General features: G+C 47.6%; 9 protein-coding genes. 2 read left to right on the top strand and 7 right to left on the bottom strand.

What is annotated here, in order from left to right:
• Positions 1-127: 127 nt before the first annotated feature.
• The 3 genes from QP938_03950 to QP938_03940 form a co-directional block, all read right to left on the bottom strand.
• The gene (locus QP938_03950; protein ID WIO75070.1) at positions 128-3,622 is read right to left on the bottom strand and encodes a TonB-dependent receptor plug domain-containing protein; all 3,495 of its coding nucleotides are present in this window, start codon (positions 3,620-3,622) and stop codon (positions 128-130) included.
• Positions 3,623-3,740: 118 nt separating this feature from the next.
• Positions 3,741-4,778: a FecR domain-containing protein gene (locus QP938_03945; GenBank protein ID WIO75069.1), complete on the bottom strand. Its 1,038-nt coding sequence runs from the start codon at positions 4,776-4,778 to the stop codon at positions 3,741-3,743.
• Positions 4,775-5,365, bottom strand: a complete 591-nt coding sequence (locus QP938_03940) for a sigma-70 family RNA polymerase sigma factor (GenBank protein WIO75068.1) — start codon at positions 5,363-5,365, stop codon at positions 4,775-4,777. Before QP938_03940 ends, QP938_03945 begins: the two co-directional genes overlap by 4 nt.
• A gap of 179 nt (positions 5,366-5,544) precedes the next feature.
• On the opposite strand from QP938_03940, the gene QP938_03935 reads away from it, so the two are divergent.
• Positions 5,545-6,027, top strand: a complete 483-nt coding sequence (locus QP938_03935; GenBank protein ID WIO75067.1) for a nuclear transport factor 2 family protein — start codon at positions 5,545-5,547, stop codon at positions 6,025-6,027.
• Between the two features lie 7 nt (positions 6,028-6,034).
• On the opposite strand, the gene QP938_03930 is transcribed toward QP938_03935, so the two are convergent.
• Together QP938_03930 and QP938_03925 are read right to left on the bottom strand one after the other, a co-directional pair.
• On the bottom strand, positions 6,035-7,000 hold the full coding sequence (locus QP938_03930; protein WIO75066.1) for an FHA domain-containing protein: 966 nt from the start codon (positions 6,998-7,000) through the stop codon (positions 6,035-6,037).
• Positions 6,991-8,268 carry a serine protease gene (locus tag QP938_03925; GenBank protein WIO75065.1) on the bottom strand — a complete coding sequence of 426 codons (1,278 nt, stop codon included), beginning with the start codon at positions 8,266-8,268 and terminating at the stop codon, positions 6,991-6,993. Before QP938_03925 ends, QP938_03930 begins: the two co-directional genes overlap by 10 nt.
• Positions 8,269-8,541: 273 nt before the next feature.
• Between QP938_03925 and QP938_03920 the strand changes: the two genes are divergently transcribed.
• The gene (locus QP938_03920; GenBank protein ID WIO75064.1) at positions 8,542-10,848 is read left to right on the top strand and encodes an NADP-dependent malic enzyme; all 2,307 of its coding nucleotides are present in this window, start codon (positions 8,542-8,544) and stop codon (positions 10,846-10,848) included.
• A 97-nt stretch (positions 10,849-10,945) separates the two neighbouring features.
• On the opposite strand, the gene QP938_03915 is transcribed toward QP938_03920, so the two are convergent.
• A protein-coding gene (locus QP938_03915) for an IS3 family transposase (protein WIO75063.1) occupies positions 10,946-12,168 on the bottom strand; the annotation gives its coding sequence in 2 pieces (ribosomal slippage) (positions 10,946-11,817 and positions 11,817-12,168; 1,224 coding nt in all).
• A gap of 108 nt (positions 12,169-12,276) precedes the next feature.
• A complete protein-coding gene (locus QP938_03910; GenBank protein WIO75062.1) occupies positions 12,277-13,362 on the bottom strand; it encodes a thioredoxin family protein in 1,086 nt (361 codons plus the stop codon).
• Positions 13,363-13,374 lie beyond the last annotated feature (12 nt).

The raw sequence follows: 13,374 nt of genomic DNA, 5'->3' as shown, positions 1-13,374 counted from the left end.
TCAGATTGAGCAAGACCCTGCGGTCATTTGCCACATCATAAAAGTTGAATATATTTAAAAGTGGAGGGGGATCTGACAGTGATATTCATTCACTGCCAGATCCTGATTAGACAATTAATGTCTTGAATTAGAACGAGCTGCTTACCCTCAGAGTAAATGCTCGACCACGAGCATTATAACTACTCCTGTTCAACTCGCCGCGAGGATTAGCTTCTGGCGTAAATTCCTGCGAGACATACTCTCTCTTGAATTTACGGTCGCTACGCCATACCCCCGCCACCGATAAACTAACCTTCATACTTTCAAACATGGAGGGCAAACCTTTCCCATGGGAAAAATCGTAACTGGCTGTCATATCAACCGATTTGGCTGGGCTTGTTGTTTCTCTGGGGTAATTGTAATAAACAACATTATCAATACGGCTCCACTCTCGAAACTTAAGAATTGACGTCTCTTCCTGATAACGGGTAAACAATGAAACAGTAAGTCCATCATACCCCCAACTTAAATCCACCGAGCCACTGTGTTCGGGCAATGCAAACTTTTGCGTATGATAACGGTCGACTGTATCAACAGTATCCACTGCCATACCATCAAGCTCTTGCGTTGTGTCACACACGCCCCCCTGACAAATACTTGAGTTGGTGACTTCATTAGCATCCAGATACTGATGTCGCCATGACAAATACCAATCTCCCCAAGTATTGGAAAGATGATAACTTACCTCAAGGTCAGCTCCGCGGTTGTATAGCATGCCCGTATTAACTGCACGGTTATCCCAAATAATATCCCCGGGAGCCACTTCAATAAGAGTTCCCGTACTGGTGTAATAAAACAATCGATGGTCAGGATTATTTTCAGGATCAGCAATAGAGAGTGCCGGATTCAACGCAATATTCTCTGGCGAAATGTAATCCGCAGTCCAGCGACCAATCGCTCCAGGGTCACCCATACCATTGGCACTGATAAGATCTTGCGTTTCTGACTCGGTCAGGTTTAGCTGAATTCTCAAGCCATCAACAAAAGTCGGAGTGAAAATAAAGCCCAGTGCTGTTCCATAGTTTGTTTCTGGTTTCAGGTTATCCGTACCCCCGTTCAAGGTCCACAAGGGAGAGCTATGAGTATATCGGGTTGCAAAATCGTCAGGATCCCCCCACAGCTTGAGGGACGTTCTATAAAAGCTTTCCGGGAGTGCGGACTTCATAGCATCGGGAACAACCAAATTGTACGTTCGATTTAGTCGAACGGTCATCCAGTCATTCACTTCCCAGTTCATGCCCAACTGCCAATTGAGTCCTGACTCTTCTGTAGTTGAATAATCTTCATATCGAGCACTGGCGTTAAACAGAAGTCCTTTCACAAATGGTACAGCCATATCTTCACTAACCGTCGGAACAGCCAATTCAGCTGCCACAGAATTAGTTGAAAGCTCTGTTTCAACATCATACTTCGTAATAATTTGGCCAAATCCATTACCATCTAACAGGCCATCGTTACTATAAAATTTGTTGCTATTAAATAATGAATTCTCAGTTACTCGGTGAGAAAGAAAGATATTAGTCGTCGCACTTCCCGCGGAAGTTTCAAACAATGTTCCCTGTACGTTCAAATCAACTTCCCGATTAGTTGAGTTGTTGACCGTTAATAGATCAGGGTCTGCCAGAGCTGCAGCAAGGGCTTGCGGGCTATCGTAACCCAGATTTGGATCCAGGAAACTAACTCCCAAATCAACATTATGTCTTACAAAATTCTCATCGTAATAATAGCTATAGCCATTCAAAAGATCTCCCAGGTTTGGCTCAATCTCTTCCAGTGATCTGGCAGTACTTGTCTGACGACTGCGAATCTGGTTGACCGACTGGGAGCGATTCTTTCCTTTGCTTACGGAAAAGCCCAGATTGGAACGCCAGGTATCATTAATATCCCAGAGAAGATTCCCTGAAACACCCATGGATGACTGATCTACCAGCTGAAACTGCTGAGGAAAAGCATTAGTAAACGAATAAGTTAAACCCTGCACAAACGGATTGCTTGCACTGGCAGCAACAGAATAAAGATTAGTATTACCACTGGTATTACTGATTTTTTCAGTTTTGCTGTAATTCAGAGAGAGAGCTAACTTTAGATCTTCGTTAATATCTTGGTCCAGATCCAAACTGGCATAATGAGTTTTATCTTCAGGAGTGAGGGCCATACCCTGGAAAGGAATATATTCACTCTCCCCAAGCTCTTCACTATCGCTAAAATCATAGATCGTGGTTCCGGAGCCAGCCCCCTCTGGAATTTGGGCAGCCATTACCGGCCTATAACCATCCAGACTTGGATCTGTCGGCAACGGATCCAAAGCTGTCTGAGTAGATGGTAAAACCGGATTCCGGCGATCAACTATTGCCGTAGTCTCAACATACTCATAATTTGGGACCCCATTTATCCAGGCAGCTCTTCTTTCCAGCACCGCAATTTCAACGCCACCTGTCAGGCGTTCATTCAGTGACTGGTTGAGTGTATCACCATTGCCGTCAACATCTTTAACCCAGAAAAGAGGCAAATCTGTTACTCGATAATTCACTACCCCGCGACCTGAAACATTCCCAGGAGAGGACGGTGGCAAACTATAAGCTAGAGTATCTGCAAGGCGACTATCCCGAGATGCGCCATCAATTTGCTCTTGAGACTGCATGCCAACCGTTGCGGTTGCAGAACCACTACCCCAATTGAAAGTATGACCAATACTGAGATTGGTACGGGCACCACCACCCTCTGTGGTGTCACCATAAGTCAAACTGACATTGGTACCGGAATAGCTTCGATTGGTAATAATATTAACCACACCACCAACAGCATCAGCACCATAAATTGCGGCAGCACCATCAAACAGAATTTCTATGCGATCAACCCGCTCAATAGGGATATTTGAAATATCGGTAATATCACCATATTGCCCCCCCGACGGCGGGCGCCTGCCATCGACCAGAATCAACGTATACTGGGAACCCATGCCACGCAGATTGATACTGCTTCCTGCGAAAACATTAGCACCCACACCAAAGTCTGTCGGAGCGGAGCTACCCATTTGAAAACCTGACCCGATATTATTGGGAGCGTTTACATTTTGAGGCAAGCGATTAAGAAATTCATCAAGTCTTGTTGCGCCGCTTCTCTCAATCTCTGAACGATCAAAAACGGTAATCTGCCTGGTTAATTTACCTGGATCAGTAATAAGGCGAGAACCGGTTATAACAATTTCTTCTACTGGTTCTTCTTTTTTTGATTCAGAAGTTGAAGCTTCTTTTTCACCTTCTTTCACTACGATTGAACTGTCAGAAAGCACTTGATACACCAAGCCAGTACCTTGGAGCATAAAGTCAAGTGCTTCAGTAACTGTATATTGGCCTTGAATTTCAGGCAGAATCAGTTTGGTGTTAAGTGCACTTGGAAATGCAATTTGGCTGCCGGTCTGCTCAGCAAGATCAAGAATAGCTTTACCTGCTGATTTACTGTCAATTTTCAGATCAACATCCTTTATTTCTGCATGGACTGCAGCAGACAGCATGATAGCCAAGGCTCCACCGATCGAAACAGCAATTTTTTTAGGTTTAAATTTGTTATAGCGAATACTCATAAACCATACCTACCTTTTATACGTTTGTTTTCGCAATTGGATATCTGTGAGCATTTACAGATCCCAATCACTAGACACCTGAGCGCAAAAAACACCCTAATATTTTTTTATTTGGCATTTATTTATCTTTTTGTGAAACCAGGACTATCTGATCAAACTGGTGAATAACATCAATTGGATAAGCCACATCAAGCATATTTATAGCTTCAGAAATATTATTTACATTTACGGAAGCAAATATAATGATATTGAACACACTTTGATCTTTGATTAAGATTTTCTTACCTGAATAGCGGTTCAACTCCATTACCACTTCCGACATCGGTACGCCTTCAAACCGAATAACACCGGACTTCCAACCTACAAACTTTTTGATACTTTCCGGCTTATAAACAGTGGTCATACGTTCGTCGACATTAAATTCAGCCACCATTCCGGCACCAAACCGACGTTGTTGAAGATCCAGCATTCTTGCCCCATCATCAACATCAAGACTTATTTGTTCGGACTGAGCATTAACTGGCTCGTACTCAGCATGAACCGCCACCAACCCTTCATTTACCGCTAGTATAAATCCATTATTTTGCTTTTTTACATTAAATTCTGTACCGAGGACCGTTACTGAACGATCACCCACCGATACATTGAAAGGTCTTTCAGGGTCACCAGCAATTGAAAAATATGCCTCTCCACGATTGAGTATCACAGCTCTATGCTGATCCGTCATTTCGACAATGATCTCGGTTCCCGTGTTCATCATCACGCTTGAACCATCTTCAAGCTCAATGAGTTTTTGCTCACCAACCCTGGATACGTAGCGAGACATTTCCGCCTGACTTACCGGCTCATTTGTCCAAAGAAAGGATGTAGCCACCGTCACCAACAGGGAGGCAGCAATAACCATCCAGCTAACTTTCTTAATGTGACTTGACGATTTTTTTCGAGTAACGACGTTAAGCTGGGACAGCAGGATCTTATCGTCCTGCAGACCTTCAAGTGAGTCACTTACAACTAAAAACTCATTTAAATAAGTCGCATACTCTTTTGACTGGTTTTTGGCACTTTCAATTCTGGCCATCTCTTCGTCACTGGGGGTACCGTGCAGCAACAGAGCTGCATCAGCAGCCGCTTTGCGTTCTGCAAATTCAATGTTCATTTCTCCGCCTCCCTGAGTCGCTTAGCAACACGACGGATTACTATCAATGACTTCTGCATATACTTTTCAACCTGTTTTACCGACACCCCCATTTGTTGGGCAACCTCGGGGTAAGTATTTTGCTTAAATCTACACAGTAGAAAGGCCTGCCTACACGACTCCGGCAATTTTTGAATGGCCTTGCGAACCGCTTCGAGCTCATGTTGTGCCAACACTATACGCTCGGGACTTCGCTCCTCAACGGAATCACAAACTTCTTCCACGGCCTCTGGATCAGAATATCTTCTCCGAACAGATCTGTATCGATACAGGTTGATAATATGATTACTTGCCATCTGGAAAATATATGCCCGCTCAGACTTATATTCTGAAGGGAGCACCCCTTTTAAGTTATCCATCTGGGCAAGCTTGGTGAAGACATCCTGCACGACATCATCAGCGTCGACGTGCCCACCCATTCTTAATCCAACAAAAGACCGTAGCGCATTGCCATGATCATCATAGAGACGATCCAGCAGCTTTTTCCTGGTTTCAGACGATCTGGAGGGGAACTCGACCACGTTTGTTCTCGACTTGCTGAGATTCAATCATTAACCCTCTAAATATAATTTATCTCTACACACTAGACACCTCAGAACTGAATCCCCCCCCATTTTTTTCAATTATTTGACTCATCAAGGGCCAAGGCCTGTCACACAGACAGATTTGATAGACACCGAAACCATGATAGGCTTTTCGGTCACACCCCCCCTTACGGAGAGAGACCGTGTTACATAAAGTTGCCTTGCTGTTTCTGGGTTTTGCAATCGGTACCGCCAATGCCTGCGAGGAGCACGTCTCAATCGTGCTCGACAACTTCCACAAAGCCGCGTCCGAAGCCCATGGTGGAAAGTACTTTGATCTGCTAACCGAGGAAGCCGTTTTCATTGGAACAGATGCCAGCGAACGCTGGAGCAAGAAAGAGTTTGAAGCCTTTGCCAAGCCTTATTTTGATCAGGGCAAGGGATGGACATATACCTCCACCAGTCGTCATATCTATCTGTCACAAGATCAACAAACGGCCTGGTTTGATGAAATGCTGGATAACGAAAACTACGGGGTTTGCCGTGGTACGGGGGTATTGGTCAAAACGGAAGGCGGCTGGAAAATTGCCCAATATCACTTGGTCATTCCAGTGCCCAACGAACTGGCTAAAAATCTGGTTGAACAGATTCGCCAGCCGTCAGGACAGACTCCAGACAAAGAATAACGTCTTTCTACTCCACAGGCTCTTTGGCAGATTGCTCCGCCTCGTCAAAGAGCCCGTCAGCAAATTCCATCAATTGCTCCGGTGAACTACTGCCCACCCAGGTGAGCGCAGGCGGCTTGAGGCCACTCTGGTATTCCGGCGAACCGAGGAAGAACTGCTCAAACTGCCAAAAATCAACAAATTGCAGGGACAGAAATACCAGGCTGGCACTGATAGCCGACCAGAATCGTCCTCTCGCGTGCAGATTGGACGCCAAGGATAGGCTGCTCCAAACCACCAAAGCCAACAAAATAACCTGTAATACAGTGTCCACAATCAGCTTGGCGTTGTCGCTGCCAAAGTTGTAGGCAAGGAAATCCGCAAAGCTGTCCGAAATCTGGGTCAGGATTGCGTAAAGCGACCACATAGAGAAGTGACAGAAAAACCTCGGCTGGTGGCGAAAAACCCTGCCCGCCAATGCCCACAAGAATGCGATAGAGCCTACGGTAACCAACTCATCCAATGCGGCACTGAGTAAATCCATCAGCTCCACTTCGGCCACCGACCGGAAATAGAACTCCAGCAACGAGCTACCGAGAAGTGCCATTAATACAAACGGCCAGACTCGATGCCAGCCCAGCATTTTCAGGCTGCTTTCCAGTCCATTCACTTTCAGGGTCGGAGCCACGGCATGGTGAGTGTGGTAAATGCGCAGCGTTACATGACCGAGGCGCATTTTCTCACCAGAGTAAATTACATCCCGATCTGCAGTTCGGCCATTGGCTTTAATCCGGTAACCGTTCAGGCTTTCCAGATCGACTACTTTCCAGCCGTTTTCACAGGGGTCGAGCCGAACATGGTGAGGGCTGACAAATGGGTCATCAACGATTACGTCGTTATCGTATGATCGCCCGACACGAATACTGCCGGCATCGCAGCGACATCGCTCAATCAGCTGTCCACCACGACGGCGAATTTCTATGATCACTGCCATGCCGTGGTCTCCATGAATTTTTTCATAAAGGCTTTGCTGTTTTCACGTGAAACACCCGCCAGGCTGAAGTGGCGCACATAGGCTTTATCATTGGAATGAACGCTGGCACCAATAAACATGACGTCAAACAATCCGGGGTATTCGCGATAGGCTCGTGTACAAATTGCCACTTTTTCCTGACCGCCACTGTCACTCTTGATAAATTTTTCATCGCACGAAAATTCACCCACGTCGTTTTCACCAGCACGATTATCCGGCACAAAACCGCCAAACAGGTTTTCATAGAGGCTATAGAACTGCCAGCGATTCAGCTCCCCGGCCTCCATCCAGAAGAATTGGTAATTGACCGTTCCACTGGTAAAAAACGGGTTGAGGTAAACATACTCATCCCCCTGACATGTGCTGCTTACTTGCACATAACGGCGTTTTTCATCGGTCGACCCGCCCCAGCACTTCACAAAAGGCACCATTTCCGCCAGTACATTCGCCTCTCCGAGTTTTTGGGTAGGCCACTCCTGAGCCAACATGCTTCCGTACAAAGCATCCTGATTATCGAAAAGTTGCTGACGTATACGAGCCTTCATATTTTGATCGGGCTGTAGATGATTTTCGGCAAGCAAAGCCTGAAGTGCAGCCACTGGCACCAGGAAACTGATCTGATTGCCAGCAGTGGAGACATTGATGCCCACCACCCTGCCCTGTGAATCCAGGGTTGGACCACCGCTCATACCCGCGTTAATGGAGCCAGAAAAGTGTATGCGGCGGTAATAACTTTTATCACTGATACCATTGTAGGTACCCGGTACCACCGTAAAACCGATATCGTGGGGGTTGCCGAGTGAGTAGATGGTTTCGCCTTGTTGGGGTTCCTGGGCAGCCAGCTCAAACGGTGCTCTCGTCAACTGTGGAGACTTCAATAGTGCCAGGTCGTTGATCACATCCACATCCAGTAGCTTCAACTCCCCTTTGGAACCGTCTGTGCCAAGGTATTCAATACGGAATTTGTCGGGGTTGCTGATGGCACTTTCAATAACGTGATAGTTAGTGGCCAACACCCCACCGCTGGAAACAAGGAATCCGCTCCCCAGTGCCGACTTCTTTTCTGCCGCCAGATCTATCAACCGGATCTGGTAGATATGCTCACTGTGCTTCTTAAACAGTTGTGCGGCATCACCCTCAGCAAGGGATGTCCCTACTACCATGCCAAACAGCCCAAGACCCGCTAGCGACAACAACCAGCCTAAACGGCTTCCTTTTACTCTGCGCACAGAAACTCCCGGTTTGATTATTGTTTCAGTGATCGATGGCAGACGTACATCAAACTCCCTACCTCGACAGCTTCTCATACTATCACTGGAGCAAGAATCGTCTACCACCAAATTGGCCTTACTAATCCGCACTCTGCCAATCGTACTAGTCTTTTTTTACCAACTTAGTGGCCAAAAAGAACCTTTCAAGGCATTCAAATAGTTGTTACAAGCTGCCACAATAGCCGCCCTTATTTGTATTCACCTCGACAGCCAGAAGTTGACGGAGCGCACATGTCCGACGCAAAAAAAAGTGATTCCCTGAAAGAGAGCGCCTTGCGGTACCACACCGAACCGGTGCCCGGAAAGATGGAGATTCAACCTACTAAATCGCTCGCCAATAAACGGGACCTTTCTCTGGCTTACTCGCCAGGCGTGGCCTACGCCTGTGAAGCAATTGTCGAGGACCCCAACTTTGCCGCCAAGGTTACCTCCCGCGGCAACCTGGTGGGTGTAGTCAGTAACGGTACTGCCGTACTGGGACTGGGCAATATCGGCCCGCTGGCGTCCAAGCCGGTGATGGAAGGTAAAGCGGTACTGTTCAAGAAGTTCGCCAATATTGACGTGTTCGATATCGAGATCGACGAAAACGATGTCGACAAGCTGGTAGACACCATCGCCTCCTTGGAGCCCACCTTCGGCGGGATCAACCTGGAAGATATCAAGGCACCTGAGTGTTTCCTGGTTGAGCGCAAACTGCGCGAACGCATGAAAATCCCGGTTTTCCACGACGACCAGCACGGTACCGCCATTGTTGCCGCAGCTGCGGTTTATAACGGTCTTCGCATCGTTAACAAAAAGATTGAAGACATCAAACTGGTCGTATCCGGCTCTGGTGCTGCCAGTATTGCTTGTGTGGAACTGCTGATCAGTATGGGCCTGTCCAAGCAAAACCTGATTTTGGTGGATCGCGCCGGCGTGGTTTACGAAGGCCGCACCGACAATATGAACCCATGGAAAGAGAAGCTGGCTGCCAATACTGAAGCGCGCACCCTGGCGGACGCCATGGTGGACTGCGATGTGTTTATGGGTCTTTCCGGACCAGGTCTGCTCAAGCCAGAGATGGTTAAAACCATGGCCCGCGACCCGCTGATTCTGGCTATGGCCAACCCGACACCGGAAATTCTGCCGGAAGAAGCCAAAGCCGTGCGCCCGGATGCGATTCTCGCCACCGGCCGCTCCGACTACCCGAACCAGGTGAACAACGTACTCTGCTTCCCGTTTATTTTCCGCGGAGCTCTGGACTGTGGCGCCACCACTATTAACGAAGAGATGAAGATGGCCTGTGTGCGTGCCATCGCCGATCTCACCATGAAAGAAGCCACTGATGTGGTAGCCGCCGCCTACGCCGGTGAAGAGCTGAAATTCGGCCCCGATTACCTGATTCCAAAACCGTTTGACCCACGCCTGGTGGAAGAGCTGCCGGTTGCAGTGGTTAAAGCGGCAATGGAAAGCGGCGTAGCCACTCGCCCGATTGCCGACCTGGATGCCTACCAGAAGTCCCTGCACGAATTTGTAAACCGTGCCGGCCTGTTTATGGAACCTGTGATTCAGGCTGCCAAACACGGTCCTGTGCGTCGCCTGGTTTACGCCGAAGGCGAAAACGACGACGTGCTGCTGGCAGTACAGGCCGTGGTGGATGAAAAAGTCGCCCGCCCGATTCTGCTGGGCCGCCAGCGTGTAATTGAAGACAAAATCCAGCGCCTTGGCCTGCGTTTGCAGCCGGGCGAAGATATGGAAATTTTCAATCCAAAGGACGCTGACAACTACGACCGCTATTGGCAGCACTACCACTCCATTGCCGGCCGCAAAGGGGTATCAGTAGAAGCCGCCAAGTCACTGATGACAACCAACACCTCGGCATTGGCTGCGGTAATGGTGTCACTGGACGAAGCCCACGGCATGATCTGCGGTAAAGTTGGCCGCTTCCTGAGCCACTTCCGCGACATTCACCAGATTCTCGGACCCGATGACGACCAGCATATCTCCTCCGTGCAGGCGCTGCTGCTGCCATCAGGCCCGGTATTTATGACCGACTCCTTCCTGACCGTGGACCCATCTGTACAGCAGATTGTGGAAAAAACCCGCGCCGGAATCGAATTTGTGAAGAGCTTTGGTATCAAGCCGAAAGTAGCCCTGTTGTCTCATTCCAACTTTGGTACTTCCAATGCACCTTCCGCCAAGAAAATGCGCAGAGCGGCAGCGATTTTGCGTGAAGAGTTCCCGGATCTGGAACTGGATGGCGAGATGCACGCCCTGAGCGCGCTCAATGCCAACAACCGGGAAAGCTCATTTGCCGAATCCAATCTGACCGGCCAGGCCAACCTGTTGGTAATGCCCAACCTGGATACCGCAAATATTGCTCTGGGCCTGGTACGTTCATTCACTGATGCGTTGCTGATTGGCCCGTTCCTGACCGGCCTGAAAAAACCGGCGCACATTGTGATTCCGTCGGTTACAGCACGCGGTATTTTCAATATGAGTGCGCTGACAGCGGCGGATATTGAGCGTTATTGTCAGGATCACTTTTGTGCAGTGTGATACAAAAGTGTAGAGCGGTTTAAGCCGTAAAAAAGAGCCTTGTCGCAGGCTCACAGCTTAAACCACTTGTCTTGTCCTGATATAGGTTGACACTATTTCAGGTTAAAAACGCCCGATGGACTTCCTCGGGCGTTTTGTATTTTAGGGCCATGTGTGGCCGCTGTTTATTGTATAGCTCTATAGACTCTTCCACCATGATGGCAGCCTGATCAAGATTTTCAGGTTTCACCGTCAGATATTCTGTCTTCAATATCCCGTTCACTCTTTCAGCAAGCGCATTTTGATAACAGTCATACCCATCTGTCATGGAGCAGTGCACCTTATGTTTCTCGTGTTCAGCCTGATATAACTTAGAACAGTACTGGATCCCTCGATCTGAGTGATGGATTAGCTCACTCTCTCGACTACGCTCATGCAATGCCTTTTTGTACGCCCTCAATACCGATTCCGCCTTGAGGTCACCGTGCACATGATGACCAACGATCTTCCGTGAGAAGGCGTCCGTAACCAGGCTCAGATAAGCCTCTCCCTGCTTGACGGGCAAATACGTAATATCAGCCACCCAAACTTGCTCGGGCCCGGCAGCCTGCATCTGCTTTGGCCCTGCCTTCAGCAGGTTGGGGTGACACCAGAAGCGATGATTGCTCTGTGTTGTCTTATGGTAGGCACGTCGCCTGTGAACCAATAATCGGTGCTGCTTTAGCAAGTCAAAGAGCCTGTCACGGCCTATAGTGAAGTCAGTTTGCGCCTTGAGCTGATACAAGAGCTTACGACCGCCCATTCGCGGGTGTCGTAGGCGTTCGTGCCGAACGAAAGCCAATATGGCCTCGCAAGATACGGTTTGCTGTTGAGCCCTTTGACGCTGTCGATAGTAGGCCTGTCGACTGATGCCCAAGATCTGGCAAGCCTTCGTGACGCTCAGTCCCGGGATTTGCTTGGCTTCGATGACTTGCCGTGAGGCTTTTTTGTCACGCTGACTCCGTAGTCCCTCTTCAGCACATCAACAACCGCCTCAAAAAAATCCGCTTTTTGTTGGGCCTCGGCGAGCTGTTGTTCAAGCTCTTTGATCCGTTGCTCTGGAGTAAGTGGCCTTGGTTTCTCTGACATTGCTCGCTCTCCGCGGCAGCAGTGTGGTGTGCCTTTGGACCAATCTAGCCTACCGTGCTTGCGAAGCCAAACCAAAACCGTCGATCGCCCCTGAATACCATAACGACTCTGGGCTTGTTTGTAGGTCAATTCGCCATGCTCAACCTGGTCGACAACCGATAATTTAAAAGCCAGGGAATAATCTTGCTGCGTGCGCTTAGTTGTTGATTTCATGTCACTTTCCAATTCGGTGATTGAAAAGTGTCAACGTTATTCAGGACGGGACAACTAAAATAAAAAAGCCCTGCTTAGCAGGGCTTTTTTATTACCAAAGAAAGACCATCAATCTTCAACACTTTTACTCACTTTATTTAAGTGATAAAGCATAGAGTCTTTCAGTCCACTTGAAATCAGATCAGGAGCCATATCTACCGCCGAATCTATCAACCCTTTCGCTTGATCCAATTCTCCATTTGCACCCATGATATAAGCTTTATTTATCATTGACCTTTGGCGCGCCTTAACTGAATAGCTTTTATCCGCCACCAGATCATCAAAGAAACTCATACCTTTATCATAGGCACCAACTTTAATAAACGCCCCTGAGAGAACCGTTATCAACCGTGACAGTCCATTCCCATCCTTAAGATAACTGTACTCATGAAAAAGACTCAAAGCTGAATTCAAAGCAGCTTCCGCACCATCATCAACGGAGCGTAGAGCAGTTAGTTTTTCTATCAGCTCATTATCACCCTTAATATCACGATACTTCACATAAATTTCATGATCACGGTCTTTAGCCAAACTTATTAACTCATCAATAAAAGCTTTGCGACTTTCAATGATTGCACCATCAATACTCATAGCTTCATCCAATAATTTTGCTCGTTCAATCCCGGATGACTGCTCTGCTTTGAAAAGTAAACGCTCAACCTCATGTTTAGCTTCCAACAGATTTTCAAGCTTATTATTATAAACCGCCGGACCACCAGCCCAGTATCCACCAATTTTCCCATAGCGCTCAACCGAAGCTGTGGTCAAATAGGTCGCAGGATAGCCACTGTGACTAAACTTCTCTTTCCATATCTCATTATGAGCGCGTTGTTCCTCGCTGATAATGTCATCTTTTGCCGGAAAATCTAATTCAACCAATACAAATTTACTTGAAGCAAAATCAATAAATTCTTGCTTAGAAAGGACTTCCTTTTCCAGCTTCACACACCAACCACACCAATCAGACCCTGTAAAGAACATAAAAATATCTTTACCCTCTTTCCTGGCAAGCTTTTGTGCCTCATCCATATCTGTTATCCAGACGTCATGCGAACTGGAACTGCCTTGCTTATCCTCATCACATTGATCACAGGCACTTACGCTTGACGTAGACAGCAAGAGGATTGAAAGCACTCCAAAGGCCAATTTAAGCATTACATCCCTCCA

It is taken from the genome of Porticoccaceae bacterium LTM1 (genome assembly GCA_030252795.1).
Taxonomy (GTDB): Bacteria; Pseudomonadota; Gammaproteobacteria; order Pseudomonadales; family Porticoccaceae; genus SCSIO-12696.
The sequence above is the reverse complement of the archived record's forward strand: the minus strand, read 5'-3'. Positions and strand labels throughout refer to the sequence as shown.

Excerpts from the sequence above, each read along its gene's own strand:
- QP938_03930 (WIO75066.1), bottom strand. The coding sequence starts at position 7,000 with ATGGCAGTGATCATAGAAATTCGCCGTCGTGGTGGACAGCTGATTGAG.
- QP938_03910 (WIO75062.1), bottom strand. The coding sequence starts at position 13,362 with ATGCTTAAATTGGCCTTTGGAGTGCTTTCAATCCTCTTGCTGTCTACG.
- QP938_03945 (WIO75069.1), bottom strand. The coding sequence starts at position 4,778 with ATGAACATTGAATTTGCAGAACGCAAAGCGGCTGCTGATGCAGCTCTG.
- QP938_03920 (WIO75064.1), top strand. The coding sequence starts at position 8,542 with ATGTCCGACGCAAAAAAAAGTGATTCCCTGAAAGAGAGCGCCTTGCGG.
- QP938_03950 (WIO75070.1), bottom strand. The coding sequence starts at position 3,622 with ATGAGTATTCGCTATAACAAATTTAAACCTAAAAAAATTGCTGTTTCG.